Raw genomic sequence first — 25974 nt, 5'->3', positions numbered from 1 at the left:
GGGTGGTCGCGTCGGCCTACGCTCGGCGAGCAGGGGAATGTCGCGGTGGGGAGGGTCCCCACCGGGTCTAGAGTGTTGCACCGGGACCGCCCAGCGATGGGCCGCCACGTGGAGGTACGGCCATCGAAAGCCAGCAGAACGGCGAGTCGCCCGGCGTGTCGCCGTCCGGAGCGCAGCCCGACTCGACCGGCGCCCAGCCGGGACCGTCCACGTCCGGAGCCAAGACCGCCGCGCAGCCCGACCACTCGGGCTACGCCGCCATCCGCTCGGTGCTGCGCATCCGCCCGTTCCGGCGGCTCTGGATCGTGCTCGGCGCCGCCTCGTTCGGCGACTGGTTCGGCCTGCTCGCCACGTCCGTCTTCGCGGCCTCCCAGGTGGAGGGGAGCACCGCGAAGGGCGCGGCCTTCGGCGGCGTGATCGCCGTCCGCCTGCTGCCCGCCCTCGTGCTCGGTCCGATCGCCGGCGTGCTCGCCGACCGGTTCGACCGGCGGTGGACGATGGTCATCTGCGACGTGCTGCGGTTCCTGCTGTTCGCCTCGATCCCGCTGGTCGCGCTGCTCGGCGCGAGCGGGCCGGTGGTGGTCGGCTGGGCGGCGGTCGCCACCTTCCTGATCGAGTCGGTCACCCTGCTCTGGATCCCGGCCAAGGAGGCGGCGGTCCCCAACCTGATCCCCCGGGCGCGACTCGAGGCCGCCAACCAGCTCACGCTCATCACCACGTACGGCATCACGCCGGTGCTCGCCGCGATCGTCGCGGCGGTGCTGGACCGCAGCGTGCGGACCGTCACCGGCGGGGACCTCCCGTCCTGGGCGGAACCGGCCCAGCTCGCGCTCTGGATCAACGCGTTCTCCCGGCTGGCGACCGCCCTGGTCGTCGCGTTCGGCATCCGCGAGATCAGCCAGGCGCGGCCCGGCGAGCGGGAGCGCACCGAGCAGACCATGCTCCGCCAGTTCACCGAGGGCTGGCGGTTCATCGGCAAGACCCCGCTGGTGCGGGGCCTGGTGCTCGGCATCTTCGGCGCCTTCGCCGGCGGCGGCATCGTGATCGGCACCGCCCAGTTCTTCGCCACCTCGCTGAACGCCGGCGACGCGGCCTTCTTCCTGCTCTTCGGCGCCATCTTCATCGGCCTGGCGGTCGGCATCGGCCTCGGGCCGATGATCGTGAAGGAGATGTCCCGCCGCCGCTGGTTCGGCATGAGCATCGTGCTGGCCAGCGCGGCGGTGATGACCCTGGCCTTCGCCATCCACCTGTCCATGGCGATGGTCGGCGCGATCCTGGTCGGCGCCGGAGCCGGCATGGCCTTCCTCTCCGGCGTCACCCTCCTCGGCGGCGAGATCGCCGACGAGGTCCGCGGCCGGGTGTTCGCCGTCGTGCAGATCGGCACCCGGCTGGTGCTGATCCTCGCCATCGCGCTGGGCAGCCTCCTCGCCGGTCTGGGCGGCTCCCGCACCCTCGACGTCGCCGGCGCCGAGTTCTCGGTCTCGTCGACCCGGCTGCTGCTGCTCGTCGCCGGCGCCGCCGGCATCTTCGCCGGAATCAGCGCGTTCGGGCAGATGGACGACAAGAAGGGCGTCCCGGTCCTGGCCGACCTATGGGGCTCGGTACGCGGGCGCCCGCTGATGCCGGCCGAGCCGTTCGTCTCCACCGGGCTGTTCGTGGTGTTCGAGGGCGGCGAGGGAGCCGGCAAGTCCACCCAGCTCGGTCTCCTCGCCGACCGGCTGCGGGAGCAGGGGCGGGACGTGGTGGTGACCCGCGAGCCCGGCGCCACCCCGGTCGGCGAGCGGATCCGGTCCCTCCTGCTCGGCCAGCCCGGCTCCGACGTGCCGTCGCCGCGCGCCGAGGCGCTGCTCTACGCCGCCGACCGGGCCCACCACGTGGCCACCGTCGTCCGGCCGGCACTGGCCCGGGGCGGCGTCGTGATCAGCGACCGTTACGTCGACTCGTCGCTCGCGTACCAGGGCGCCGGGCGGACGCTGCCGGTCGACGAGGTCTCCTGGCTCTCCTCCTGGGCCACCGGTGGGCTCAAGCCCGACCTGGTGGTGCTCCTCGACGTGGATCCGCGTACCGGCCTGTCCCGGGTGGCCAGCCGTGGCGAGGACCGCGACCACCTGGAGGCGGAGTCGGTGAGCTTCCACGAGCGGGTCCGGTACGCGTTCCTCGACCTCGCCGCCGCCGACCCGAAGCGCTACCTGGTGCTGGACGCCTCCCGCCCGGTGACGGAGATCGCCGAGTCGGTGGCCCGGCGGATCGACGAGATGGCGGGTGCGCCGGGCGGCATCGCGCACCCGCGCCCGGCGAGTGGCCCGGACACCTCCGTGCAGCCGGAGTTATCCGACGCGGAGCTGGTGACGATGGAGCATCGGACCTGATGCCGGACGTCTTCGCCGACCTGGTCGGCCAGGACGAGGCGGTCGACACCCTGCGCCGGGCCGCCGCGGCGGCCGCCGCCGTGCTGCGCGCCGCCGCGCACCGGCCGGACGAGGCCGACGAGTTGGCCGCCCTCGTCGAGGAGGTCGAGGTGGCGTCGGGCGCGAGTGGCGTGTCGCCGGGCGACCCGGGGGCGGGCATGACCCACGCCTGGATCTTCACCGGGCCGCCCGGCTCCGGCCGCTCGGTCGCCGCGCGGGCCTTCGCCGCCGCGCTGCAGTGCGTCCACGGCACCGGCTGCGGCACCTGCCCCGGCTGCCACACGACGCTCGCCGGCACCCACGCCGACGTGCGGCTGGTGGTGCCGGAGGGGCTCTCCATCGGCGTCAGCGAGATGCGGGCCCTGGTGCTGCGCGCCGCCAGCACCCCGTCCGGCGGGCGCTGGCAGGTGGTGGTCATCGAGGACGCGGACCGGCTCACCGAGGCGGCCGGCAACGCGCTGCTCAAGGCCGTCGAGGAGCCCCCGCCGCGCACCGTCTTCCTGCTCTGCGCCCCGTCCACGCACCCGGACGACATCTCCGTGACGATCCGGTCGCGGTGCCGCGTCGTACCGCTGCGGCAGCCGCCGCCGGACGCGGTGGCCGAGGTGCTGGCCCGGCGGGACGGGATCGCGCCCGACGTGGCACGGTGGGCCGCGGCGGCCGCGCAGGGGCACGTCGGGCGGGCTCGGCGGCTGGCCCGCGACCCCGAGGCGCGCAAGCGGCGGGACGCGGTGCTGGCGGTGCCTCGCCGGCTGACCGGGGTGGGTGCCGCCTTCGACGCGGCCTCCGCGCTGATCGAGGCGGCCGAGGCGGAGGCCGAGGCGTCGGTGGCGGAGACGGACGCCGCCGAGCGCGCCGCGCTGGAGACCGCCCTCGGCGCGGGTGGTACCGGCCGCGGCGCGGCCGGCGCCATCCGGGGTGCCGCCGGGCAGCTCAAGGAGCTGGAGAAACGGCAGAAGTCCCGGGCCACCCGGGCGCAGCGGGACGCGCTGGACCGGGCCCTGGTGGACCTGGCCGGCTTCTACCGGGACGCGCTCACCATGGCGCTGCGCGCCTCCGTCGCGCCCGTGCACACCGACACCGCCTCCCTCGCCGAGGCCGGAGCGCGGAAGTGGGACGCCGAGGGCGCGCTGCGCCGCCTGGAGGCGGTGCTGGCCTGCCGTGCGGCGATCGAGGCGAACGTGAAGCCTCGCATCGCCGTCGAGGCGATGATGCTCGCCCTCTGGAAGGGCTGACAGCCGCCGACAGCTCCCACCGGCCGGACCGGTCGTCCACAGGGCATCGACAGGCGCGATTGCTGTGCGGTACGGTCCGGTGTGCCATGCACGGTGACCATGACGCCACGCTGAGTGAGGTCCGGGTCCGTCCGGGAGGAGCGCGGATGCCGCGGGGGGAGATCGACGAGGCCTGGATCGAGGAGGCGGTGCGGCGCTACCGCCGCGTCGAGTCCCTCCAGGCCGAGTTCGACCAGGCGGTCACGACGGTCGAGGTCACCGTCCGCTCGCCGGACGGGCTGGTCGAGGTGGTGGTGACCGCCGGCGGCCGGATCACCGACGTGCGTTTCCTCGGCCCCCTGCACAACCGGCACCCACGCGACGTCGCCGGCTCCGTCCAGGCCGCGGTCGCGGCGGCCGCCGACGCCGCTCAGTGGGCCCGGGAGAAGCTGCACAACGAGACGTTCGCCGCCTACCGTCCGCTCGCGGGGGCCTGACATGGACGTGCTGCGCGCCCTCGCCGCCCGGCTGGACGCGGCGAGCGAGACGCTGGCCGGCCTGTCCCGCGCGGTCACCGCCGGCGACCCGGCGCAGGTCGCCTTCGGCGGCGACGCGGCGGGCCGGCCCGGCGAGATCGGGCGGGCCCTGCACCGGCAGTGGACGGCGGCCACCGGTGACCGGGCCCGGGAGGCCCACGCCGCCGCGCTGCGCCTCGCCGCCGCCGCGGCCGCTGTCCGGGACGCCGCCGACCGCTACGCCGACGTCGACCGGGCCGCCGGCCGCCGGCTCGCCGGGGAGGCGTGATGGATCCGCTGGACCGGCTCGCCGAGCCCGGCCTCGACCTGCTGCGCCGCGTCGACACGCTGCTCGCCGCCGGTGCGCCCGAGGGGCACCGGGTCTGGCCGCTGCTGCGCCGCATGCAGGTGCTCCCCGGCGAGGCCGTCCGGAGCTTCCTGCACCTGCACCCCGCGCCGCTGGCCGGTGCCGGCCGGTCGGTGCGCCGGCTCGTTCCGGCGTACGACGAGGTCTCCGCCGCGCTCACCGACCCGGTGCTCTGGTCCGGCGCGGCCGCCGGCGCGTACGGCGAGTCCCGCGCGGCGCTGCTGCGCCACCTCGACGAGGGGCCGGAGAGCCTGGTGGGGCGGTTGGAGTCGACCGCCGGGTACGCCGACGCCCTCGCCGACTGGGTGGAGGGTAGCCGGCTGACGCTCGCCCGGGCCCTGGCCGACGTGCTGCGGTCCACCGAGGCGGTGGCGGTCGTCGCCGCGACGTCGGTGCCACTCGCCGTGTCCACCCCGCGCGCCTCGGCCGGGCTGGAGGCCGCCGAGATCGCGGCGCGGGTGCTGGCGGTGCTCTGCGTCGCGTACGACGGCGCGGAGACGCTCCTGCGGCAGTGGGGGCCGAGCCTGGCTGAAACCCGGTGGCGCGCACCGGTCAGCGGTGACCCCCGTTACGACGCCTCGACGCGGGTGGGCCGGTGACACCTGCCGGCGCCTTCGACATGGCGCACGGCGTCGCGCACGTGAGCCGTCCCCGGCTCCCGGCGCCGACGCCGTGGCCTTCCCCTGCACCCCCCGCAGGTCTGCCTTCCACTCAACGCCCCGGGCCGTGATTTGTCCCGCTGGTTGCGACGGAATCAGCCGTCCGGTCGAGGATCATCGGCCCGGCGGGACGGTCCGTGGATCGGCCGATTCGATCGACATGAATGGCTGCACGGTGTAGTCGTCCCGCGACGCCGGCCGGGCCGGGACGGCCCGAAGAACGTAGGGTGAGGGCATGGGCATGCTGTGCGCGGTCAGCTTCCACCGGTACGGGCGCCTCTACTACCTGGACCCGGGCGAGTTCCGTCCACAGGTCGGCGACAAGGTGCTGGTGCCGACGGACGACGGGCCCGAGGTGGCCGAGTGCGTCTGGGCCGCCCAGTGGGTGGCCGACGACACCGACGGGTTCCCCAGGCTGGCCGGGCTGGCGCAGGAGGAGGACCTGCGCCGCGACGAGGCGCTGCGCCGGCGCAAGGCGGAGGCCAAGGTCGCGGCGAAGCGCCTGATCCGGGAGCACGGCCTGCCGATGAAGGTGGTCGCCGTGGATCATGTGCTCGGCGGCGGGGAGGGCGGCGAGCGCAGCACCATCTACTTCACCGCTCCGCACCGGGTGGACTTCCGGTCGCTGGTCCGGGATCTCGGCGCGACCCTGCACTGCCGGGTCGAGCTGCGCCAACTCTCCGCGCGTGACTCGGCCCGGGTGCAGGGCGGCATCGGTTCCTGCGGTCGGGACCTGTGCTGCGCCACCTTCCTCACCGACTTCGAGCCGGTGACCATCCGGATGGCGAAGGACCAGGACCTGCCGCTCAACCCGCTGCGCATCTCCGGCGCGTGCGGCCGGCTGATGTGCTGCCTGAAGTACGAGCACCCGCTCTACCAGCGCTTCCAGGAGTCCGCCCCGGCGATCGGCGCCCGGGTGAGCACCCCGGAGGGGCAGGGCCGGGTCGTGGGCCACAGTGTTCCCCGGGACGCGGTGACGGTCCGCCTCGACGCCGACGGCTCCCGCTGTTCCTGCAGCCGCGCCTCCGTCTGCACCCCCCGCCAAACCCACGACGCCCACTACAACCCCTAACCCCACCCCCACCCCCACCCCCACCCCGGGTTTCGCCGTGTTGATCATGAAGTTAGCGGGTGTTTTCGCGATCAACTCACCCGCTAACCTCATGATCAACGTGGGTCGGTGGTCAGGTCACGGTGATCGGGGGTTCGGACAGGCGGGGGGTTAGTGGGGTCGTCGGGATCAGCCAGGAGGACTCGGGGGACTGGTCGGGGTTGATCCGCCAGTCGCGGGCCACCCGGTCGACGCCGATCGCGTAGATCGTCAGGGTGCCCTCCGGGCTGATGTGGAGCCGGACGAAGCCCTTCGAGTCCTCGATGCCCTGGCCGGCGAAGAGTTCGTTGACGTTGACCCCGAACGCGCCGGCCACCAGCAGGTACGCGGCCACCACCTGGCTCGCCAGCAGACCGATCACCGGGCCGTACAGCACCACGGCGGCCACCGCCGGCAGCGGCCAGGGCCAGTCGTGGAAGGGCAGCGCCAACCAGGCCCACGTGCCGGCCGCCGCCAGCCCGAGGTGGGTCACCCCGTGCCCCACACCGAGGATCCAGTGCCGTACGTGCCGCTTACCCCCGGAGGAGGGCGGCTTGGCGAAGAACGCCGCCCCGAGCAGCGTCACGAGCAGCATCGCCACCAGCGGCACGCTGAACAGCCGCTGCTCCGTCCCGCCGCGGTTCGTCGCGACACCGGCCATCGCCAGCATCAGCAACGTGTGCAGGGTGCCGAGCAGCGTGGTGAAGCCCGGGTTGCGGAACGGCAGCCGGGGGAAGATCCCCCAGGCGTACCGCCGGGACCGCGCCGCGTCGGGGTAGCGGCCCGCCAACTCGTACGTCTGGGACGCGCTCGCCCGGCGGGCCAGGGTGTCCCGCGGCGGGACCTCGATCCGCTCCGGCAGCTTGTGCGTGGGGTAGAGGTACGCGCCACCGCCGCCGCACGTGACCAGCTGGCGGTCCGGGCCGGCGTACCGCGCGTAGTGGTGCAGGTCGCCGGAGATGATCAGCTTCACCTGCGCCCCGGTGGGCGCGACGATGGTGCGGATGAAGTAGTCGATCGAGTCGTACGCCGTGGGGTGGTCGACGGCCTTGACCCACGTCGGCGCCGGCACGGCCAGGATCACCCGGCTCTCCGGCCCCAGCCGCTCCGCCACCGCGTCGAAGTAGGTGAGCTGCGGGTCGTCCAGGTACGAACCGGACTGGTCGTCGAGGCCGAGCAGCCACCAGTCGGCCGGCAGTTCGATCGCGAAGTACGACCGTGACTGGCCGGTGCCCCAACCGCCGAAGTGCCGGTCCCGGGACCGGACGAACAGGCGCAGAAAGGCGGTGAGGCCGTCGTACCAGTCGTGGTTGCCGGGGACCGCGAACAGGGTCGGCCGCTCGGGCGGGGTGACCGGCAGCGCCGCCTGGTAGGGGCCCTTGCACCGGTCCTCGTACGCCTCGAAGGCCGCCGACGGGTAGACCTGGTCGCCGCCCATCACGAGGGTCTGCGCCCGGGGCAGGCGGTGCCCGTCCACGACCAGCTCGCGCTGGGCGAGCAGGTACGCGACCGAGTAGGTGGCGTTGAAACCGTCGCCCAGGTCGGCGACGTAGTCCAGCCACAGCCCGCCGTCCGGCCCGACCTGCTTGGCGACCTTGGCGTCGAGGGCGTTCTGGAGTTCACGCTTGTCCAGGTACGCCCCGAAGAGCATCGCCAGCAGCGTACGGATGCCGGTGCTGACCAGCAGGAACGGCGCGAGCCACGGCACCGGCTTGCGCGGGGTGAAACCCAACTCGAGCGGGTCGGTGCTGGTCGGGCGGCGCGCGGGCCGACCACCGGCCGCCTCGCTGGCGTGTGGGCCCCCTGGTGGCGGGGTGGCCACGGGTTCGTGCGGCACGCTCTGGTCGTCCGGCGATCCGGAGGGATGATCGTCCGTCATCCGCCGGAGCGTAGTGCCGGTCGGCGCGCGGCGCTGTCCGGTGGACGTCCGAATGGACCTCGGTTTCGGGCCGGCGGTGTGGTGGGGATCCCGTTCGGCGGTGCCGGAGGGGTGGCGTACACTTGACGCTCGTTGCCGCCTTAGCTCAGTCGGCTAGAGCGACGCACTCGTAATGCGTAGGTCGACGGTTCGATTCCGTCAGGCGGCTCGGTGAGAAAGCCCAGGTCAACGGCCTGGGCTTCGCCGTTTCCCAAGGTCGACAACCACACCGCCGGCCGTGCCAGTCCGCAAATAGTCCGCATCCCGCGCCGCGACCGCCTCGTCCAGCCGGGTGGCAACGGCGTCCAGGTCGTCCCCGAACAGGCCCGCGTACACGTCCAACGTCATCGACGCCGACGCGTGCCCGAGCATCCGCTGCACCGCCTTGACGTTCGCCCCGGCTGCCACGGCCAGACTCGCCGCCGTGTGCCGCAGGTCGTGCGGAGTGAGCCCGGCGAGTCCCACCGACGCCGCCGCCGGCCCGAAGACCCGCGTCCGGAAGTTCGTGTTGCGCAGCGGCCCGCCGTTCGGGGCGGTGAACACCAGCTCGTCCTGGCGCTTCCCGGCGACGTGCCGGCGAAGCGAATCCCGCACGCCGTGCGGCGTTGTACTGGCGCTCTACACTCCGGCTCGTGCTGATTCGCAATTTCCGGCTGGTGAATCAGCTCGGTGCGGCGTATCTGGCCGTGTTGACCGTCGTGTCGGCACTCGGCGGCGCACTGGTCGCGCCCACGTGGATCCGCACCGACGTGGCGACCGTGCCGGGCACGATCGTGTGGTGCCTCGCCTTGGTGGCGGCGGTGCTCGTGACCGCTCCCGCACAGCCTCCCCGCATGGGCCTGCTGTGCCTGGCATGGCTCTTGTCCGGGCTGCTCTTGTTCGCCAGCGCGATGGGCCTTTACACCACCGTCCTCGAAGCGCGCGGCGAGCGGGTCGAGGCCACCGTGACGCAGGTACGCGACGGTACCGAGAAGGGGCGCCACCTCTACTACGCGCTGGCGGATCCGGAGGGGACACACATTCCCGGCGAGCTGGGCGCGTGGCCGGGCGCGGAGATCGGTGCGAGCCACAATCCCGAAGGCGAGGTCGGCGCGCGGGTCACGGTGATACGGGACCCGGAGGGCCTGGTCGATCCACGCCTGCCGGACGACGTCGATGGTCCTTCCGCGATGTTCATCTGGCTCGTGGCCTTCACCATGACCGCCGTGGCCTGCATGCTCGCGGGACGACCGCTGAAGCCCAGGGTCGTGGTGCGCCAGCCGCGCGAGACTTCCGAGACCGGACGTAGTCGAGCCCGGCGGCGACGGCGTAAGCGACGCCTCCGTCGGTCCTGACCTCGCCAGGCGGTGTACCGTCAGGCGGCTCCACGGAAGGGCCCAGGTCAGCGGCGTGATCGCCGATCATGACCGGGGCCTTCTCCATCCGATGAAGGGGCATGGAGGCGATCGAGACCCTCGGCCGTCTGCCAGGTCCGACGTCATCTGGCGGGTGGATCATCGTACGACGAAGCCGCCGTGGCTGACCGTCTGTCTCAGCCAGTCGATCCAGGCCGCCCACAGGTCATCTCCCTCCAACGCTGCCCGCAAAATCGGTGACGACGCCTGGTAGCAGTCGAGCGCCTGCTCGATCTCCCTCGCACCTACCAGCCAAGGGCCGTTACTCGACAGCTTGAACTCTGGGATGCCGACCATTCCGGGGACCGTCTGGGCCGAGGCCGCCTGTTCGGCTTCCTTGTACGCGTCACGCCGACGCTGATCAGCGGAATGCCAGTCGTCGATGCCATCGAAGGGCCAGGCGGGAAAAGGCTGCGGGGTTGCCTGGTAGGTCATGCCCGTGCGGCGCATACCGCCACGGCAGAAGGCCATGCCGACGATGTTCAGATGGAACTGGTAGGCAGCGGCAAGCGTCTCGTATTCGCCCAGACATGGGGGAGCGTGTACGCACAGGTCTCCCAGGTCAGAGCACGCCTCGAGGCGAGAACGAGCAGCGGCAGCAGATGCGGGTAGGTCAGCCCACTCGAGGTCGTAACTCATTGGACCCCTTCGCTCGTGATCAGTGCTGCGGGCGGAAATCCGGACCGTCGGCGGTCGTGACCAGTTCCCAGCCGAAGGCTTCCAGTGTGATGTCTGTCCGGGCGCCGAAGGCTTCGAACAGTGCGGCGACCGGGCCATCCGGAAGACTGTCGGCGACATCGCCGAACACCGCAGCCGGGGACGCCCCGAGCTGCCGCGCAACGATCCACGGCAATGCCAGGCCCACCATGAGGTCCCGGCCGTCATCGGGTTCCAGACACCCGGCGAGCCCTGTTGCAAGCAATGAACGACGCAGTAGGTCGGGACGGTTCTGCCTCAGCGCCAGTGTGGCGAGGCGCGCGCCGTACCGCCCGAGGGCGAGCGAAGCAGAGGGATCGAGGGAGCTGATGAACCTCTGATCCATGCGTTGCGGCGCGCGGGCGAGGATCGCCTCCGCCTGCCGGTCCTGCTTCCCCGGGATTCGCTCCAGGTTGGGCTTCACCGCGCCAGGATGACAGAACCCGACCAGTTCGACTGCCCCGGCACGAGGCCCAAGGCCGAGCCGCTCCGCGGTCGCCTACGGCGAGCCTTGACACGGCCGGGGACCTCGCGCAGGGGCGAGCCTGCCTGACCGAGGAGATCCCGCAGACGCGCCCGGAGCACGCCCCATGACCACCTTCACCGGAGAGGAAGTCGCACTACTGCGCAGCCTCGTAGATGAGTTCTACGTGGGCGACGACGTTCAGTTTGACGAGGACCAGCAGTTCCACGGACGTCGGCAGGTGCCGTCGAGCGGTGGCATGTTGCGTGAGCACCGGGCTTGTTCTCCGGCGATACGTTGGCCTCGTGCAGTGGGTGAACACCTACAAGGACTTGCTAGGCGTGGTGATCGCGACCCTCGCCGTGGCGTTATCGCTCAGCACAGTCCTTGTGCAGCGGGCCCAACAACGGCGCGACGCCTACCGGTACATGCACGAACAGTTGATCTCCCCAGAACTACAGCAGGGGCGACGGCTGTTGTTCGACGCCGGTAGGTCCGGGCAGCTCCCCGATGATCGTTCGCAGGACTTCTACCTCATGAACCGCGCCGTCGGCATGTACGACACCCTCGGCCTGTACGTCCGGCGCAAAGTGGTGCCCCGACGTTGGGTACTAGAGGTGTGGCATCACTCGCTACGCGACTCACGCGCCGGCACTGAACTGCTCGCCGCCCACCGAAGGGCGAGCCATCACTCCTGGTCGCCGTGGCCACATCTATGGCCGCTGTTGTCCCAGGCTGAGCGGTACAGGAGCGGTCTGCCTTGTTGTGTGCCCGCCCCGACGTCCCAGCCGCTCGTGCCAAGGTCACGCGGGAATCTTGCCGGAGAATCCTTGAAGCAGCCCAGCGAGCAGTTGAACCGGCGCGCGTCAGCGAACGAGCGCGGACCGGCACAGCCAGGTGGGTGCAGCTCTCGCGACCAGGAGCAGGAGGCAGAGACCGACTCGTAATGGTGTAGGTCGACGGTTCGACTCCGTCAGGCGGCGGTGCAGAATGCCGCAGGTATTACTGGCATCACGGCCGGTTGAGCGCGCTGTTCCAAACTGAAGCTCATCTTCGTCGGCGTAGCGCTCGGGACAGCCGATCGAGGCAGGCCTCGTTGTGCGCCGCGACGGCCGGAAGCACCCGCCCGATCTCCATGAACATGATCGGCGGTGTGTGGACGTCGCGCCCCGAGGGGCGCTGCCACCGCAGGGAGGGTAGGGACGTGAGTGCCACGACATCCGCGCGGCGGATGGTTCGCGAGCTCCGCAGTCCCCGCACGGTGATGTGCTCACCTGTTATCACCACCGACATGCGGTAGCCACGCACCGCCAGGAACACACCGGCCGCCATCGGAGCCAAGCAGGCGAACCACCTGCCTGCCGGAACCGCATGGAGCAGCCAGGCCAGCGTGGCGAGGGCGACTCCGGGCGCGGTATTGGCAATGCGCGTCATCAGCAGCGGGCGGAGGACCACCAGCCAATGGTCCGGTGCGACGGTTATCTGAGACAATGATCATCGTGATGGCTCGCGGAGCGCGTCGACGCCGTGGCTGTACAGCCATCTGTGATTCGGTGACCCGCGCCGGGGAGGTCGGATGGAGACATGGCGCTTCGTGGCCGCTGTCATGACGAGTCTGACCATGGGCCTCATCGGTGTCGCCCTGGCCACCAACTTACGAGGCGTGACGGAGTGGCACGTGCGGCGGTCGATGGCCACCGCGGGCGTGCTACGGCGAGTTCCGCCATGGCGTCGGCTACCGGATGCCCGGTACGACAAACGCCTGGCGCGTTTCGTTCTGCTGGAACGGGTGATTGGTGTGGTCTTCGCTGCGGCCGGCGTCATGTTCTTGATTGTTCTCGGCTACGGCATCCTGTCCGGCGAACCCATTCGGCCGAGCCGATGAGGAAGCCGCAGGCGTCCGGCCCTGCCCGGCGAGCGGTCCGCATCCGCGGTTCATGGCGGTCGCTTCCTACACTCGCGTCATGACCGAGCCCCAGCTTTCTTGCCCGCTCTGCCGAGGCACCGAGTTCAAGCAGGAGACGGCACGTCAGGACAGCCGGTGGGGGTTGACGAGCCACCGCATGACCTTGATGATCTGCCGTCGCTGCAGGTACGTGCTGCACTTCTATGACCGGCACAGCATCTTTGATTTCGACTGACGGCATTCCTTTGGCGTTCCGGGCCGTCGTGGCCACCGGCGAAGACGTCGATGCCATTTACCCTCGCACGAAACTCGCACTGCCGGATTCGGCCTCTCGGAGATGGCGTGGAAATGCCTACGTGCCGTGTCTGCCTGTCTCGATCAGCCCAGCGCCACGCTGCTCGACCTGCTCTGCGACCTTCGCCATGAACCAGCGCATGACCTCGTACGGGATGTCGCGTTCACCGGTGCTGCCAACGTGGATCACCGGCTCGGGATACGTGTCCTCGTCCGGTACCACCGCGACGAGGAAGGCCGGACCTGGCAGACGGGTAACAGCGTTCGCCTCGGTCAGTTCCATGCACCAAGCGTCCACGTCATACGCAAACTGAACCGAGTACGGAACCCCGGCATGTTCGAACTCCTCTGCCACGGCAAGACCGTACAGCCATCCATGCGGCAAGGTCCGGCGCGCCGCCGAGCCGCAGCGGGACCGCCCGGGCAGCCAACCGAACAACGGGCTGCGCTACGAGGGCCTGCGCGCCAAGAGGCAGGCCTGCTGCCGCTTCAGCCTTTCGCCCGGCTCCTGCACGAGCCGGGCGACGACGCCCAGTCCGGCGCGGCTCAGCAACTTGGCCACGTGGTCGGGCGGCAACAGGTGGGTGTCGTAGGACACCGGGTGGCCGTACGCGTGCGTCGGGCGCAGGCGCTCGGCCCCGACGTGGAACCCGACCAGGAGGTGGCCGCCCGGGGCGAGTGCCCGGTGGAACTCCGCGAACACCGCCGGCAGTTCCTCCGGCGGCAGGTGGTGAACGGACCACCAGGCGACGATGCCGCCGAGCGTCCCGTCGGGGACGGCCAGCGCGGTCATCGAGCCCACGTCGAAGCGGAGGTTCGGGTACGTCCGCCGGGCGACCTCCACCATCTTCGGTGACAGGTCGACGCCGGACACGGACACACCCAGCGACGCCAGGTGGGCGGTGACATGGCCCGGACCGCACCCGAGGTCGGCGACCGGCTGCCCGCCGTCGGCCCGGACGAGCTCGGCGAACGCCCCGAGCATCCCGCGTCCCAACGGGTCCGCCGCGAACCGCGGCGGCACCAGCTTCGCGTAGTCCTCGGCGACGGTGTCGTACGACTCCCGTACGGCGTCCAGGCGGGACGGTTCGGTCATACCGAGACGGTAAAGCCGGTGTGATCGCCCCCAGACCGTGGCGGCCAGCCGGTTCACCCCTTGCCGGCAAGAAGTGAACGGTGGTTCAATTCTTGCGTGGCGTACCGGACGACCGAGCGGGTCAGGGCTCGGCTCAGCGCGTCCCGCGAGCGGACGATCGCCGCGGCACTGGAGATCATGGCCGAACACGGGTACGCCGGCTGCACCGTCGCCGCCGTCGCCGACCGCGCCGGCATCGCCACCGGTAGCGTCTACCGCCACTTCCCGACCAAGGCGGACCTGTTCGCCGAGGTGTTCCGGACGGCGTCGCAACGCGAGATCGACGCGGTCACCCGTGCCGCGGCGCGGGAGCGTACGGCGGCGGCGCGGCTCGCGGCCGTCGTCGCCACGTTCGCCGGTCGGGCGTTGCAGGCGCCACGGCTGGCGTACGCGCTGCTGGCCGAACCCGTGGACCCGGCGGTCGACGCGCAGCGGCTCGTCTTCCGCCGCGCCCACGCCGACCTGATCGCGGGGTACGTGGCGGTAGGCGTGTCCTCCGGTGAGCTGCCCCCGCAGGATCCGGAGCTGACCGCGACCGCGCTGGTCGGGGCGCTCGCCGAGGCCATGGTCGGCCCGCTGGCCGCCGGGGTCGCCGGCCCGGACACCATCCCCGGACTGACCCGATTCATCCACCGCGCGCTGGGAGTGTCACCGTGACGACGCACGAGGTGTTCAACCAGGTACCACCGCTGGTCGGCTACGACGCGGCGGACGACCCCGCCCTGCTGGAGGGCCTCGACCGGGAAGGGGCCGGTTGGGCGGCCGCCGAGCTGCACGAGCTCGGCCGGCTCGGCGGCGGCGCGGAGGCGATCGAACACGGTCGGCTGGCCAACGAGTACCCGCCGGTGCTGCGTACCCACGACCGGTACGGTCACCGCGTCGACGAGGTGGAGTTCCACCCGTCCTGGCACGAGCTGATGCGGACCGCGGTGGGTCACGGCCTGCACGCCGCGCCGTGGGCCGACGACCGGGCGGGCGCGCACGTCGCCCGCGCCGCGAAGTTCTACACCTGGCGGCCGGACGCCGGGCACGGCTGCCCGATCTCGATGACGTACGCGGCGGTCCCGGCGCTCCGGCACGCCCCGGAGCTGGCCGCGCGGTACGAGCCGCTGCTGACCGCCTCGACGTACGACCCGGGGCTGCGCCCGCCGCTCGGCAAACGGGGACTGCTCGCCGGCATGTCGATGACGGAGAAGCAGGGCGGGTCCGACGTGCGCGCGAACACCACCACCGCGCGGCCCGAGCCGGACGGCAGCTACCGGCTCGTCGGGCACAAGTGGTTCACGTCCGCGCCGATGTGCGACCTGTTCCTCACGCTCGCCCAGGCCCCCGGCGGGCTCACCTGCTTCCTGGTCCCCCGGGTGCTGCCCGACGGCACGCGCAACCCGATGCGCCTGATGCGGCTCAAGGAGAAGCTCGGCAACCGGTCCAACGCGTCGTCGGAGATCGAGTACGAGCACGCGGTGGCCTGGCGGGTGGGGGACGAGGGCCGGGGGGTCCGCACGATCATCGACATGGTCAACCTGACCCGGCTCGACTGCCTGATCGGCGCGGCGGCCGGGATGCGCCAGGGAGTGATCACCGCCGTCCACCACGCGGCGCACCGCCGGGCCTTCGACCGCTACCTGGTCGACCAGCCGCTGATGCGCAACGTGCTGGCCGACCTGGCGGTGGAGTCCGAGGCGGCGACCGTACTCATGCTGCGGCTGGCAGGCGCGACGGACCGTTCGGCGCGCGGCGACGCCGGCGAGACCGCCTTCAAGCGGCTGGCCGTCGCCGTCGGCAAGTACTGGGTGTGCAAACGCTGGCCCGGGCACGCCGCCGAGGCCCTCGAATGCCTGGGCGGCAACGGGTACGTCGAGGAGTCGGGCCTGCCCCGGCTGTTCCGCGAGTCGCCGCTGAACTCGATCTGGGAGGGGTCGGGCAACGTGGCCGCGCTGGACGTGCTGCGCGCCCTCACCCGGGAGCCGCAGGTGCTGGCGGCGTTCGAGGCGGAGGTGGACGCCGCCGCGGGCGCCGATTCCCGGCTCGACGCGGCGGTGCGGCGGCTGCGTACCGAACTGGCCGACCCGGGTGAGGTGGAACTGCGGGCCCGGCACGTGGTGGAGCGGCTCGCGCTCGTGCTTCAGGGATCGCTGCTGGTGCGCCACGGCCACCCGGCCGTCGCCGACGCCTTCTGCGCGTCCCGGCTCGGCGGCGAACACGGCTACGCGTACGGGACCCTGCCGGCGGGCGTCGACCACGCGGCGATCATCGACCGGGCCACCCCGAAGGTCGGCTCACCGGAGGCGTGAGCCGGCGCGACCGTCGATGAGTTTCGGAGTGCCGACCGGTCCGTGATGCGAAGGGCCCGGACCCCAACCCTGGGGGTACGCGGGCACGTTCGCCGACCCCGACGGTCACCTGTGGATGGTGACGACGGTCCAGCCGCGGGCGGCCTGACGGCATGGGCCCGGTGGCACCTCGCCAGCGGGAGCTACCGGGCCCGTCGGGCGACGACCGGTCAGACGTCCCGCCGGGGCGCGGGCGGGTAGTTGGCGACGCCGCTCTCGGGGACATCCGTCACCACGTACTCCGTCTCGGTGGTGGGCGTCGGCGTGTCGTCCTCGTCGCCGTCGGCGCGGTGCCGGGCCGCCGCGGTCGCCGCCCCGGCGACCGCCGCGCCCGCCACCGCCGCTCCGGCGGCCACCGCCGTGCCGGAGACACCGGCCTTGCCGCTGTCGCCCCGGGTGCCCGCGGCGTACTCGACGCCCGGCGTGCCGACGCCGGCACCGGTGTCGACCGTGCCGCGCCAGGCCCCGGTCTCGGCGCCCCGGCTCTCGATGAACGACTTGAACCTCTCCAGGTCGGACTCGGCCTGCCGCTCGACGACGTTCAGCTTGTCGCCGGTCTTCTCGACCAGCCCCTCAGGCTCGTACTCCAGGTGCAGCCGGACCATCGTGCGGTCCGTGTCGACCGGCTGGAAGTAGACCGCGCCGGCGTTCGTCGCGCCCTCGGTCGCCGCCCAGGCCACCTTGCGGTCCGGCACCTGCTCGAGGATCGTCGCGTCCCACTCGCGCCGGACCCCGGCGATCTCGGCGACCCAGTGCATCCGCCGGTCGTCGAGCTGGCGTACCTCGCGGACACCGCCCATGAACTTCGGGAACTCCTCGAACTGGGTCCACTGGTTGTACGCGGTGCGTACCGGCACCTGTACCTCGATGGACTTCTCCACGGTCGTGGTCATGATGATTCCTCCTCGTCGGCCGTCCTCGTCGACCCCGAGGAATCAGTACCCTCGCCCGTCGGCTCAAACGTAGAGGCGGCGGGCGTACTCCGGGCCGTAGTGGCGTTCCAGGTCGGCCAGGTTCTCCGCCGGCGCCTCCACCTCCTTCACCAGCCGGGCCCGGGACGGCAGCACCTCCGGCGACCAGGTCTCCGGCCGCCACAGGTCCGACCGGAGGAACGCCTTCGCGCAGTGGTAGAAGATCTGCTCGATCTCGACCACGACGGCGAGCACCGGACGGTGCCCGCTGACCACCATGGAGTCGAAGAACGGCGCGTCGCGCAGCAACCGGGCCCGCCCGTTGATCCGTAGCGTGTCGGTGCGCCCGGGGATCAGGAAGATCAGCCCGACGTGCGGGTTGTCGAGGATGTTGCGGTAGCCGTCGGCACGCTTGTTGCCGGGCCGCTCGGGAATGGCGATGGTCGTGTCGTCGAGCACGAGGGCGAAGCCGGGCGGGTCACCCTTCGGCGACACGTCGCAGGTGCCGTCCGCCCCCGCCGTGGCGACCAGGCAGAACGGGGACGCCGCCAGCCACTGGCGGTCCCGCTCGTGCAGACGCGTCCGCTCCTTCGCGGCGGCTCGGGGCGCCGGCGTGCCCAGCAGCTCCCGCAGTTCCTCGTGGGTCGTGATCTCCACCGTCACGTGACCGTCCCCCGTCCGTTGACCATGGTGGCGACGTACCACCACCCGACAGCCTAGGCGGCCCTCACCAGGGCGAGGTTTGCCCGCCGGAGGCAGGGGTACCGCCTCACCCGACCCGCCGGCAGGACCCGAGCAGGAGGCCCGGTCATGGAGAGCCGACTCAAGGTGCTGGGCCACCCCGTCCACCCGATGCTGGTGATGTTCCCGGTCGCCCTGCTCGTCACCGCGGTGCTCTTCGACATCGTCGACACCGTGGGCGGTCCCGACTTCCTCGGCGAGGTCGCGTACTGGAACATCACCGTCGGACTGGTCGGCGGCCTGCTGGCCGCGGCGGCCGGGACGTTCGACCTGCTCGCCATCCCCACCGGCACCCGCGCCAAGCGGGTGGCGCTCCTCCACGCCGCCGCGAACGTGGCGGTGATCCTGCTCTTCGCCGCCGTCTGGGCGGTCCGGCTGAACGCCGAGTCCCGGGCCGCCGGCGGCGCGCTCATCGCGATCGAGGTCGTCGCCCTGGCCCTCCTCGGCATCAGCGCCTGGCTCGGTGGGGAACTGGTCGACCGGCTCGGCGTCGGCGTCGACCGCGACGCCAACCTGGACGCGCCCAGCTCGCTGCGGTCCCCGGCGGCCACCCAGCGGATCGGAGAGGTGAGATGAGCGAACACAGCGGTGGCGGTTTCGGCCGGGGTTGGCGCGGACGGCAGCAGGGCTGGGACCCGATGGGCGAGTTGCAGTCGCTGCGCGCCGAGCTGAGCCGGCTGGTCGGCGGTCGCTCCGGCTCGCCCGACCTGGAGCTGACCGAGACCGCCGACGGCTGGGAGGTCGTCGTGCGGCTGCCCGGCGTGGCCCCCGAGGAGGTGGCGGTCGAGTTGGACGACCGCGAGCTGTGCGTACGGGCCCGGTCGGAGGCCGAGGTCAACGCCGACCACGGCATCCCGGGCGGCTTCGAGACCCGCGGCTTCGAGTACCGGGTGGACCTGCCGTCCCGGGTGGACCCGGACGCCATCGACGCGGTGATGGACCACGGCCTGCTCCGGGTCCGGCTGCCCCGGGCCGCACGACCCGCGCCGCGCACCATCACCGTCGGCCGCACCGGCACGCGGGACGTCTCCGGGCGTACGCCGAAGCCGGTCGACCCGGCCGCGGACCGGGAACTCCACCACCCGGACACCGCCGCCGGCGACATCGACCGGCCGTAGGGGTCACGTGGTCGCCCCGAACCTGCTCGGCCCGACCGCCGAGCGCGTGCCCGACGTCGAGCGGATCGCCGTGCTCCGGGCCAACGCGCTCGGCGACTTCATCTTCCTCCTGCCCGCGCTGGACGCGGTGCGGGCCGCGTACCCGGAGTCGGAGATCGTGCTGCTCGGCGCGCCGTGGCACGCGAAGCTCTGGCGCGACCGGCCCGGCCCGGTGGACCGCGTCCTGGTGGTGCCACCCGCGCCCGGCATCCGCGCCCCGGACCTGGGCGAGCCGGAGTCGGCGATGGACGACTTCCTCGCGGCGGCCCGCAAGGAACGCTTCGACCTGGCGTTGCAGGTCCACGGCGGCGGCGCCAACTCCAACCCGGTCGTCGCCGCCCTCGGCGCGCGGGTGACGGCCGGCCTGCGTGCCGAGGACGCGCCGCCGCTGGACCGCTGGCTCCGCTACGTCTACTACCAGCACGAGGTGATCCGCTACCTGGAAGTCGCGGCGCTGGTCGGGGCCCCGGCCACCACCATCGTGCCGACGCTCGCGGTGACCGACGCCGACCGGGCCGAGGCGGCCGAGGTGCTCGGCCCGGTCGAGCGGCCCCGGGTGGCGCTGCACCCGGGCGCCACCGACACCCGGCGGCGCTGGCCGCCGGAACGCTTCGCCGAGGTGGCGCGCGAGCTGCACGGCGACGGGTACGAGGTCCTCGTCACCGGCACGCCCGCCGAGCAGGAGGTGGTGGACCGGGTGGTCGCGGCGGCCGGGGTGCCGGTGCGGCCGCTGGTCGGCGCGCTCAGCCTGGGCGGCCTGGCCGGCTGCTACGCCGGCTGCGCCCTGGTCGTCTCCAACGACACCGGCCCCCTGCACCTGGCCGCGGCCGTCGGCACCGCCACGGTCGGCGTCTTCTGGGTCGGCAACCTCATCAACACGGCGACCCCGCTGCGCGGCCGGCACCGCCCGATCAGCTCCTGGACCGTGCACTGCCCGGTCTGCGGCGTCGACTGCACCCCGGGCATCTACCCGCACCGCCCCGGCGACGGCGAGTGCCCGCACCGCGACTCCTTCGTGACCGACATCCCCACCGCGGAGGTCACGGAAGCCGCCCGCGAACTGCTGACGACGTAAGGAAGGGCCCCTCCTTAACGCCTCCGGTAGTGGAAGGGCCCCCTCCTAACACCTCACGCCGGTTGCGGGGCGTCCTCCTCGGCGAGGACCACCTCCCACGCCTCCACCTCGCGCTCGGTGACCGTGGTCGGGGACTCCAGGTGGTACGCGCCGCTGGGCAGGACTCCGGCGCCGCCGTGGCGCGCCAGCACGGCGAGCTGGGCGGCGACGTCCTCGCCCTGGTGCTTCTCCTGCACGCGCCGCCAGAAATCGAAGCCGCCCGCGTCGACCAGCTTCGCCCGGTCGTACAGCACGCAGCCGCCGATCCAGGACACCTTGTACGCCCGCCACGCCCCCGCCGGCAGGTCCAGTTTCGCCGTCACGTGCAGCAGGTTCGCCGCCGGATGGATCGACGCGCGCTGCCACTCCGGGGTGCCCGGACGGATCCGCTCCGGCACCGGCGGCCCGTCCCACTCCTCGTAGTGCCGGTGCGTCTCCGGGCGTACGTCGTCGACGTACGACAGGCCGTGCACCGCGTTGCCCACGAAACCGCAGCCCAACTCCTCCATGGCGGTGACCAGCCGGCGCAGCGCACCCGGTTCCAGCCACACGTCGTCGTCGAGGCAGAGCACGTACCGGGCGGCCGAGGCGGCCAGCAGCGACGCCCGGTGCTCCGCGAGACCGCGGCGCGGCAGCCGGCGGGTGAGCAGCACCGGGTGCCCCCGGTGGCGCAGCGCCCGGACCATCGTGGCCGCCGCCGGGTGCGCGTACGCGGGCTCCCCGTCGGACTGGTCGCTGACCACCACCCCGAAGCCGGGGACGCCCTCCTGCGCGGCCAGCCCGGACAGGGTGACCGCCAGCTCGGCCGGCCGGTTCCGGGTGGGGATCAGCACGTCGAGCAGCCGCGCGGCGCGGAACTCCCCGGGCGTACCGAGGTCGAGCGGTCGGTTCACGCCTGACCCGCCGCCGCGTCGGTGGTCACGTCCCGGCCGTGCGCGCGGATCCGGTCGATTATCGCCGAGGTGGACCGGTCCGGCACGTACCCGAGGGTGCGGACCTGCCCGCCGAGGCGGCGCACCAGCGGTGCCTCCGGCACCATCTCCGGCGGGTAGTCACCACCCTTGACGTACACGTCCGGGCGGACGGCCTCGATGAGCCGGGCCGGCGAGTCCTCCTCGAAGACGACCACGTGGTCCACACAGGCCAGTGCGGCCAGCAGGGCCACCCGGTCCTCGACCGGGTTCACCGGCCGGTCCGCGCCCTTGAGCCGGCGGACGCTGTCGTCGGAGTTGACCGCCACCACCAGCAGGTCGCCGAGCGCGCGGGCCTGCTCCAGGTACCGGACGTGTCCCCGGTGCAGCACGTCGAAGCAGCCGTTGGTGAAGACGACCGAACGGCCGTCGCGCCGGTGCTCGTCGGCGATCGTCGCCAGTGCGTCGGCGTCCACCAGGGTCAGCCGGCCGGCGTCCTCGGCCGGCTGGTCGAGCGCGCCGAGCAGGTCCTCGCGGCGGCACACACACGTGCCGGTGTCCGAGACGGTGATGGTCGCCGCGAGCTGGGCCAGCTGCGCGGCGGTCGGCAGCGGCGCGTCGGCGGCCAGCGCGAGCGTCATGGCCGCGAGGTACGCGTCCCCGGCCCCCACCGCGTGGCTGGCCGGCACCGGGGTGCTGTGGCTGCGGCGGTGCTCCCCGTCGGGCCCGCCGACCACCGCGCCGTCGGTGTCCAGCGTCACCGCCACGACGTCGGCGCCGGTGTGCGCCCGCAGCTCGGCGAGGCGGGACTCGGCCAGCACCGCCCGGTCCACGCCCTCCCCGGCGGTCGCGTTGACGGTGACGCCGGTGCCGGTGACGGTGAGGCCGTCCCCGGTCATCGCCACCCGGTCCTCGCCGGGTCCCGGTTCGCCGGTCGGGCCGAGCCGGGCGGAGGAGCCGTCACCGGGCGCCACGCCCACGGTCAGCTCGGACGGGCCGTCGGACGGGTCGCCGTCGGGGTGGTCCAGGTGCAGGTCGTTGGTGCTGGGCCGGGCTGCCGCGCGGGCGAGCAGCCGGCTCGCCTCGGCGAAGCTCGGGGTCACCACGGTCGGGGCGAGGCCCCGCCAGTCGGCGAGGTCGTGCGCGTCGAGCGCGACCGTCGCGTACCGCTCCCGGTTGGCCACCAGCCAGGCGCGGACCGGCGCGGGCAGCGCGCCCAGCGCGTAGTCGCAGACCACCAGGGTGGGCGCCTCGCCGGCGGCGACCGCCCGCAGCTCCTCCGTGGCGCAGTCGAGCGCGGTGAGCAGCCGGGCCACGCCGTCGTCGTCGAGGGTGTCCTCGGGGTCGCCGGAGTCCTCCCGGAGCAGGATCTGGTTGCCGGCCAGCATTCGCCGCTTCACGGGCGTCGGGCGGCCCGGCTGGTTGACCGTCCGGTCCCAGACGGCGGCCCGGTCCAGGCAGTCGTGCAGCTCGTCGCCGGCCACGTCCGCGCCGACCGGGGCCACCAGCGCCGCCCGGCCGCCGAGCGCGGCCACGTTCACGGCGGTGTTCGCCGCACCACCGGCGGCGGAGATCCGCCGCCGCAGCGTGAGGATCGGGGCGGGTGCCTCCCGGCAGAGCCGTTCGGACTCGGCGAACCGCCACTCGTCGAGCATCGCGTCCCCGACGACCAGAACGGGGCGCCCGAGCCAGCTCTCCACCACGGCGGCGAGCCGGCGCTGTTCCGCTGCTGCTCCTGCCATGCCTTCCCGGGTCCCCCCGGGCCGCCGGGTCAAACCTGCGCCCGTCCGGGGTGACGGTGGCCGCGTTTCGGGCCTGCGGCGGCGGGAACCGACGAGACATACCCCGGAGAGGAGTGGTAACGACATGGCAGCGACGACACTTCACGGCAAGCGGGTCGCCTTCCTGGCCGCCGACGGTGTGGAGGAGGTCGAGTACGTCCAGCCCCGCGAGGCGGTGGAGCAGGCCGGGGCGACCGTCGAGCTGGTCTCGCTCAAGCCGGGTGAGATCCAGTCCTTCAACCACCTGGACCAGTCGAAGACGTACCCGGTGGACGTGACCGCCGCCGACGCGGACGCCGGCCGGTACGACGCGCTGGTGCTGCCGGGCGGCGTGGCGAACCCGGACTTCCTGCGGACCGACCCGGACGCGGTCCGGTTCGTGAAGGCGTTCTTCGAGGCCGGCAAGCCGGTCGGGGTGATCTGCCACGGTCCGTGGACGCTGGTCGAGGCGGACGTGGTGCGGGGCCGCCGGATGACGAGCTGGCCGAGCCTGCGCACCGACCTGACGAACGCGGGCGCGAACTGGGTCGACGAGCCGGTGGTGACGGACAACGGCCTGGTCAGCAGCCGCAAGCCGGCCGACCTCCCAGCCTTCTGCACGAAGATCGTGGAAGAGTTCGCCGAAGGCCCCCACTGACCCCCACCCGCTGTCCCTTTCGGGTTGATCATGAAGTTGGCGGGTGGTTTGATCTCCGATTCACCCGCCAACGTCATGATCAACCCGGAGGTCGACGGGAAGGGGGTCGGCCGGGGGCATGTTCGGGACAGGGCGGGAAAAGACGCGGAATGACGACGCAGACCCCGGCGTTGAGCGCGCGCCAGATCCGGTTGCTGATGGTCGGTCTGATGACCGGCATGCTGCTGGCCGCACTCGACCAGACGATCGTGGGAACAGCCCTACCGACGATCGTCGGGGAACTGGGCGGGATCAACCACTACTCGTGGGTGGTGACCGCGTACCTGCTCGCGTCGACCGCCTCCACCCCGCTGTACGGGAAGATGGCCGACCTGTACGGCCGGCGACCGGTCTTCCTCTTCTCGATCGGGGCGTTCCTGGTCGGCTCGCTGCTCGCCGGCCTCTCCCAGGACATGACCCAGCTGATCGTCACCCGGGGCGTGCAGGGCCTGGGCGCGGGCGGTCTGATGACCCTCGCGTTCACGATCATCTCGGACGTCGTGCCACCCCGGGAGCGGGGCCGCTACCAGGGCCTCTTCGGGGCGGTCTTCGGGATCTCCTCGGTGGCCGGCCCGCTGGTGGGCGGTTACTTCGCCGAGACGGACTGGCGGTGGATCTTCTACATCAACGTGCCGCTGGCGATCCTCGCCATCGTGGTCTGCTCCCGGGTGCTGCGCCTGGTGCCGTTCACCCGCCGGCAGCACGCGATCGACTGGCTGGGCGCGGCGCTGCTGGTCGCCGGGGTGAGTTCCCTGCTGCTCGCGTTGAGCTGGGGCGGTAACGAGTACGCCTGGGGCTCCGGCGTCATCATCGGGCTGTTCGCGGCCGGGGCGGTGCTGGGCGTGCTCTTCGTGGTCCAGGAGGCCCGGGTCGCCGAGCCGATCCTGCCGCTGCGGCTGTTCCGCAGCGCCACCTTCGCCCTGTCGAACGCGGCGGGCTTCGTGCTCGGTCTGGTGATGTTCGGCTCGATCATCTTCATCCCGCTCTACCTGCAGATCGTCAAGGGCGCCTCGCCCACCCGCAGCGGTCTGCTGATGCTGCCGATGATGGCCGGCATCATCGTCACCTCGGTGCTCACCGGGCGGGCGATGAGCCAGCTCGGCCGGTACAAGTGGTTCCCGGTGGCGGGTTCGGCGGTGCTGGTGGTCGGGATGCTGCTCTTCACCCGGCTGGAGGTCCGCACCTCGCTGTGGCTCGCCTTCTTCTTCATGGTGGTGATCGGCATCGGACTCGGCCTGTGCATGCAGTCGCTGATCCTCGCCGTGCAGAACGCCGTGTCGACGCGGGACCTGGGCGCCGGTACCTCCTCGGCCACCTTCTTCCGGTCGCTTGGCGGGTCGTTCGGCGTGGCGATCCTCGGCGCGGTGCTCTCGTCCCGGCTCACGTCGGAGCTGGCCGGCCGGCTGCCCGGCGCGATCGCCCAGCTGCCGCCCGAGCAGCGGGCCGCCGTCGCGGCCGGTGGCGGTGCCGACGTGTCGGTCAACGACCCGGCGACGATCCTCGCCCTGCCGGGGCCGGTCCGGGCGGCCGTGCAGACGTCGTTCGTGGAGGCGCTGGACCTGGTGTTCCTCACCGCCGGGCTGATCGCGATCGTGGCGGTGCTGGTCACCCTGGCGCTGCCCGACGAGAAGCTGCGGGGGGCCGGCCCGGAGGGCGCGACCGGCGGCACGGACGGGCTCGGCGGCGACGCCCCGGCCCCCGGCGGCAAGCCCCTGGCGAAGGAGTCGAAGGAGGAGGCCGCCGCCGAGATGGAGGCCAAGTCCCAGACGCTGCTCTGAGCTACTTGAGGATCAGGCGGTTGGTCTGCTCGAAGACGTCCAGGTCGGCGAGGGTCTCCGGGACGCTGGCCGACAACGGGCTGGGCAGGTGGGTGCGGTTGAAGAAGCCGGCGTCGGTGGTCTCGTCGGTGATCCGGGCCAGCTCGCCGTCCCACTCCTCCACCCGGAACGCGGTGGTGAAGATCTGGTAGGTGTGCCCGTACATGTTGGTGTGGGTGCGGTCCGGGCCGGTGTAGAGGGCGAACGCGCTGACCCGCAGCGCCCGGAGCCCGGTCTCCTCCCGGACCTCACGGACGGCGCAGTCGGCGATCGACTCGCCCAGCTCCATCGCCCCGGCCGGCATGGCCCACTGGCCGTTGTCGGAGCGCCGGATCAGCAGGACACGGCCGGCGTTGTCCCGGACCACCGCGCGGGCGCCGACGAACATCAGCGTGCGGTCGCCGGCGAGGGCGCGCAGTTGCCCGACGTACGACTCTGCCCAGGAGATGCTCACCCGGACAATCTACGCAGCGA

General features: G+C 72.5%; 27 protein-coding genes, 1 tRNA gene and 1 pseudogene. 17 read left to right on the top strand and 12 right to left on the bottom strand.

What is annotated here, in order from left to right:
• Positions 1-155 precede the first annotated feature (155 nt).
• The 6 genes from tmk (at position 156) to ACN26Y_RS05540 (ending at position 6235) form a co-directional block, all read left to right on the top strand.
• On the top strand, positions 156-2369 hold the full coding sequence (gene tmk, locus ACN26Y_RS05565) for a dTMP kinase (RefSeq protein WP_370463298.1): 2214 nt from the start codon (positions 156-158) through the stop codon (positions 2367-2369).
• Complete coding sequence (locus ACN26Y_RS05560; RefSeq protein ID WP_422734427.1) at positions 2369-3643, top strand: DNA polymerase III subunit delta'; 1275 nt, start codon at positions 2369-2371, stop codon at positions 3641-3643. The genes tmk and ACN26Y_RS05560 overlap by 1 nt, the downstream gene beginning before the upstream one ends.
• A gap of 146 nt (positions 3644-3789) precedes the next feature.
• A complete protein-coding gene (locus ACN26Y_RS05555) occupies positions 3790-4119 on the top strand; it encodes a YbaB/EbfC family nucleoid-associated protein (RefSeq protein WP_155329239.1) in 330 nt (109 codons plus the stop codon).
• A 1-nt stretch (position 4120) separates the two neighbouring features.
• Complete coding sequence (locus tag ACN26Y_RS05550) at positions 4121-4426, top strand: hypothetical protein (RefSeq protein WP_155329238.1); 306 nt, start codon at positions 4121-4123, stop codon at positions 4424-4426.
• Positions 4426-5103 carry a hypothetical protein gene (locus ACN26Y_RS05545; RefSeq protein ID WP_155329237.1) on the top strand — a complete coding sequence of 226 codons (678 nt, stop codon included), beginning with the start codon at positions 4426-4428 and terminating at the stop codon, positions 5101-5103. The genes ACN26Y_RS05550 and ACN26Y_RS05545 overlap by 1 nt, the downstream gene beginning before the upstream one ends.
• Before the next feature lie 295 nt (positions 5104-5398).
• The gene (locus tag ACN26Y_RS05540; RefSeq protein WP_155329236.1) at positions 5399-6235 is read left to right on the top strand and encodes a PSP1 domain-containing protein; all 837 of its coding nucleotides are present in this window, start codon (positions 5399-5401) and stop codon (positions 6233-6235) included.
• 112 nt (positions 6236-6347) lie between these two features.
• On the opposite strand, the gene ACN26Y_RS05535 is transcribed toward ACN26Y_RS05540, so the two are convergent.
• The gene (locus ACN26Y_RS05535) at positions 6348-8132 is read right to left on the bottom strand and encodes a metallophosphoesterase family protein (protein ID WP_155329235.1); all 1785 of its coding nucleotides are present in this window, start codon (positions 8130-8132) and stop codon (positions 6348-6350) included.
• A 134-nt stretch (positions 8133-8266) separates the two neighbouring features.
• On the opposite strand from ACN26Y_RS05535, the gene ACN26Y_RS05530 reads away from it, so the two are divergent.
• A tRNA-Thr gene (locus tag ACN26Y_RS05530) sits at positions 8267-8340 on the top strand.
• A 17-nt stretch (positions 8341-8357) separates the two neighbouring features.
• Here the strand turns inward: ACN26Y_RS05530 and ACN26Y_RS05525 are convergent.
• Positions 8358-8765, bottom strand: a complete 408-nt coding sequence (locus ACN26Y_RS05525) for a tyrosine-type recombinase/integrase (RefSeq protein WP_155329234.1) — start codon at positions 8763-8765, stop codon at positions 8358-8360.
• A 38-nt stretch (positions 8766-8803) separates the two neighbouring features.
• Between ACN26Y_RS05525 and ACN26Y_RS05520 the strand changes: the two genes are divergently transcribed.
• Complete coding sequence (locus ACN26Y_RS05520) at positions 8804-9505, top strand: hypothetical protein (RefSeq protein ID WP_422734426.1); 702 nt, start codon at positions 8804-8806, stop codon at positions 9503-9505.
• Positions 9506-9664: 159 nt separating this feature from the next.
• Here ACN26Y_RS05520 and ACN26Y_RS05515 read toward each other — a convergent pair whose 3' ends face one another.
• The 3 genes from ACN26Y_RS05515 to ACN26Y_RS05505 form a co-directional block, all read right to left on the bottom strand.
• Positions 9665-10204 (bottom strand): hypothetical protein, encoded by a 540-nt coding sequence (locus ACN26Y_RS05515; protein WP_422734425.1) that lies wholly within the window; start codon positions 10202-10204, stop codon positions 9665-9667.
• A gap of 19 nt (positions 10205-10223) precedes the next feature.
• Positions 10224-10685, bottom strand: coding sequence for a hypothetical protein (locus tag ACN26Y_RS05510; RefSeq protein WP_155329232.1), 462 nt, complete (start codon positions 10683-10685; stop codon positions 10224-10226).
• 1086 nt (positions 10686-11771) lie between these two features.
• Positions 11772-12179, bottom strand: coding sequence for a hypothetical protein (locus ACN26Y_RS05505; RefSeq protein WP_155329231.1), 408 nt, complete (start codon positions 12177-12179; stop codon positions 11772-11774).
• Positions 12180-12300: 121 nt separating this feature from the next.
• On the opposite strand from ACN26Y_RS05505, the gene ACN26Y_RS05500 reads away from it, so the two are divergent.
• Both ACN26Y_RS05500 and ACN26Y_RS05495 read left to right on the top strand, forming a co-directional pair.
• Positions 12301-12609, top strand: a complete 309-nt coding sequence (locus tag ACN26Y_RS05500) for a hypothetical protein (protein ID WP_422734424.1) — start codon at positions 12301-12303, stop codon at positions 12607-12609.
• A gap of 79 nt (positions 12610-12688) precedes the next feature.
• The gene (locus ACN26Y_RS05495; protein WP_422734423.1) at positions 12689-12865 is read left to right on the top strand and encodes a hypothetical protein; all 177 of its coding nucleotides are present in this window, start codon (positions 12689-12691) and stop codon (positions 12863-12865) included.
• Between the two features lie 117 nt (positions 12866-12982).
• On the opposite strand, the gene ACN26Y_RS05490 is transcribed toward ACN26Y_RS05495, so the two are convergent.
• Together ACN26Y_RS05490 and ACN26Y_RS05485 are read right to left on the bottom strand one after the other, a co-directional pair.
• A complete protein-coding gene (locus ACN26Y_RS05490) occupies positions 12983-13279 on the bottom strand; it encodes a hypothetical protein (RefSeq protein ID WP_422734422.1) in 297 nt (98 codons plus the stop codon).
• Positions 13280-13372: 93 nt separating this feature from the next.
• Entirely contained in the window at positions 13373-14020 is a 648-nt protein-coding gene (locus tag ACN26Y_RS05485) for a class I SAM-dependent DNA methyltransferase (protein ID WP_422734421.1), read from the bottom strand.
• 96 nt (positions 14021-14116) lie between these two features.
• Here ACN26Y_RS05485 and ACN26Y_RS05480 point away from each other — a divergent pair, with 96 nt between their 5' ends.
• Together ACN26Y_RS05480 and ACN26Y_RS05475 are read left to right on the top strand one after the other, a co-directional pair.
• Entirely contained in the window at positions 14117-14716 is a 600-nt protein-coding gene (locus ACN26Y_RS05480) for a TetR/AcrR family transcriptional regulator (RefSeq protein ID WP_422734420.1), read from the top strand.
• Positions 14713-16353, top strand: a complete 1641-nt coding sequence (locus ACN26Y_RS05475; RefSeq protein WP_155329227.1) for an isovaleryl-CoA dehydrogenase — start codon at positions 14713-14715, stop codon at positions 16351-16353. Before ACN26Y_RS05480 ends, ACN26Y_RS05475 begins: the two co-directional genes overlap by 4 nt.
• Before the next feature lie 482 nt (positions 16354-16835).
• Here ACN26Y_RS05475 and ACN26Y_RS05470 read toward each other — a convergent pair.
• Together ACN26Y_RS05470 and ACN26Y_RS05465 are read right to left on the bottom strand one after the other, a co-directional pair.
• A pseudogene (locus ACN26Y_RS05470) lies at positions 16836-17285 on the bottom strand (SRPBCC family protein); the annotation flags it as partial.
• 63 nt (positions 17286-17348) lie between these two features.
• Positions 17349-17966, bottom strand: coding sequence for a pyridoxamine 5'-phosphate oxidase family protein (locus tag ACN26Y_RS05465; protein WP_155329225.1), 618 nt, complete (start codon positions 17964-17966; stop codon positions 17349-17351).
• Positions 17967-18113: 147 nt separating this feature from the next.
• Between ACN26Y_RS05465 and ACN26Y_RS05460 the strand changes: the two genes are divergently transcribed.
• Genes ACN26Y_RS05460 through ACN26Y_RS05450 form a run of 3 tightly spaced genes read left to right on the top strand, consistent with a single transcriptional unit; the run spans position 18114 to position 20276 of the window.
• A complete protein-coding gene (locus ACN26Y_RS05460) occupies positions 18114-18620 on the top strand; it encodes a DUF2231 domain-containing protein (protein ID WP_155329224.1) in 507 nt (168 codons plus the stop codon).
• The gene (locus ACN26Y_RS05455) at positions 18617-19162 is read left to right on the top strand and encodes an Hsp20/alpha crystallin family protein (protein ID WP_155329223.1); all 546 of its coding nucleotides are present in this window, start codon (positions 18617-18619) and stop codon (positions 19160-19162) included. The genes ACN26Y_RS05460 and ACN26Y_RS05455 overlap by 4 nt, the downstream gene beginning before the upstream one ends.
• Before the next feature lie 7 nt (positions 19163-19169).
• On the top strand, positions 19170-20276 hold the full coding sequence (locus ACN26Y_RS05450) for a glycosyltransferase family 9 protein (protein ID WP_155329222.1): 1107 nt from the start codon (positions 19170-19172) through the stop codon (positions 20274-20276).
• Positions 20277-20329: 53 nt separating this feature from the next.
• On the opposite strand, the gene ACN26Y_RS05445 is transcribed toward ACN26Y_RS05450, so the two are convergent.
• Together ACN26Y_RS05445 and rfaE2 are read right to left on the bottom strand one after the other, a co-directional pair.
• Entirely contained in the window at positions 20330-21208 is an 879-nt protein-coding gene (locus ACN26Y_RS05445; protein WP_155329221.1) for a glycosyltransferase, read from the bottom strand.
• Positions 21205-22968, bottom strand: coding sequence for a D-glycero-beta-D-manno-heptose 1-phosphate adenylyltransferase (rfaE2, locus tag ACN26Y_RS05440; RefSeq protein ID WP_422734419.1), 1764 nt, complete (start codon positions 22966-22968; stop codon positions 21205-21207). Before rfaE2 ends, ACN26Y_RS05445 begins: the two co-directional genes overlap by 4 nt.
• 124 nt (positions 22969-23092) lie before the next feature.
• On the opposite strand from rfaE2, the gene ACN26Y_RS05435 reads away from it, so the two are divergent.
• Positions 23093-23644, top strand: a complete 552-nt coding sequence (locus tag ACN26Y_RS05435) for a type 1 glutamine amidotransferase domain-containing protein (protein ID WP_155329219.1) — start codon at positions 23093-23095, stop codon at positions 23642-23644.
• A gap of 149 nt (positions 23645-23793) precedes the next feature.
• Positions 23794-25461, top strand: coding sequence for an MDR family MFS transporter (locus ACN26Y_RS05430; RefSeq protein ID WP_155329218.1), 1668 nt, complete (start codon positions 23794-23796; stop codon positions 25459-25461).
• A gap of 1 nt (position 25462) precedes the next feature.
• On the opposite strand, the gene ACN26Y_RS05425 is transcribed toward ACN26Y_RS05430, so the two are convergent.
• Complete coding sequence (locus ACN26Y_RS05425; RefSeq protein WP_155329217.1) at positions 25463-25954, bottom strand: NUDIX domain-containing protein; 492 nt, start codon at positions 25952-25954, stop codon at positions 25463-25465.
• Positions 25955-25974 lie beyond the last annotated feature (20 nt).

This window comes from Micromonospora sp. WMMD558, assembly GCF_049315255.1.
Classification (GTDB): Bacteria; Actinomycetota; Actinomycetes; order Mycobacteriales; family Micromonosporaceae; genus Micromonospora.
The sequence above is the reverse complement of the archived record's forward strand: the minus strand, read 5'-3'. Positions and strand labels throughout refer to the sequence as shown.

Excerpts from the sequence above, each read along its gene's own strand:
- ACN26Y_RS05560 (WP_422734427.1), top strand. The coding sequence starts at position 2,369 with ATGCCGGACGTCTTCGCCGACCTGGTCGGCCAGGACGAGGCGGTCGAC.
- ACN26Y_RS05555 (WP_155329239.1), top strand. The coding sequence starts at position 3,790 with ATGCCGCGGGGGGAGATCGACGAGGCCTGGATCGAGGAGGCGGTGCGG.
- ACN26Y_RS05550 (WP_155329238.1), top strand. The coding sequence starts at position 4,121 with ATGGACGTGCTGCGCGCCCTCGCCGCCCGGCTGGACGCGGCGAGCGAG.
- ACN26Y_RS05545 (WP_155329237.1), top strand. The coding sequence starts at position 4,426 with ATGGATCCGCTGGACCGGCTCGCCGAGCCCGGCCTCGACCTGCTGCGC.
- ACN26Y_RS05540 (WP_155329236.1), top strand. The coding sequence starts at position 5,399 with ATGGGCATGCTGTGCGCGGTCAGCTTCCACCGGTACGGGCGCCTCTAC.
- ACN26Y_RS05535 (WP_155329235.1), bottom strand. The coding sequence starts at position 8,132 with ATGACGGACGATCATCCCTCCGGATCGCCGGACGACCAGAGCGTGCCG.
- ACN26Y_RS05515 (WP_422734425.1), bottom strand. The coding sequence starts at position 10,204 with ATGAGTTACGACCTCGAGTGGGCTGACCTACCCGCATCTGCTGCCGCT.
- ACN26Y_RS05500 (WP_422734424.1), top strand. The coding sequence starts at position 12,301 with ATGGAGACATGGCGCTTCGTGGCCGCTGTCATGACGAGTCTGACCATG.
- ACN26Y_RS05495 (WP_422734423.1), top strand. The coding sequence starts at position 12,689 with ATGACCGAGCCCCAGCTTTCTTGCCCGCTCTGCCGAGGCACCGAGTTC.
- ACN26Y_RS05485 (WP_422734421.1), bottom strand. The coding sequence starts at position 14,020 with ATGACCGAACCGTCCCGCCTGGACGCCGTACGGGAGTCGTACGACACC.
- ACN26Y_RS05460 (WP_155329224.1), top strand. The coding sequence starts at position 18,114 with ATGGAGAGCCGACTCAAGGTGCTGGGCCACCCCGTCCACCCGATGCTG.
- ACN26Y_RS05455 (WP_155329223.1), top strand. The coding sequence starts at position 18,617 with ATGAGCGAACACAGCGGTGGCGGTTTCGGCCGGGGTTGGCGCGGACGG.
- rfaE2 (WP_422734419.1), bottom strand. The coding sequence starts at position 22,968 with ATGGCAGGAGCAGCAGCGGAACAGCGCCGGCTCGCCGCCGTGGTGGAG.
- ACN26Y_RS05435 (WP_155329219.1), top strand. The coding sequence starts at position 23,093 with ATGGCAGCGACGACACTTCACGGCAAGCGGGTCGCCTTCCTGGCCGCC.
- ACN26Y_RS05430 (WP_155329218.1), top strand. The coding sequence starts at position 23,794 with ATGACGACGCAGACCCCGGCGTTGAGCGCGCGCCAGATCCGGTTGCTG.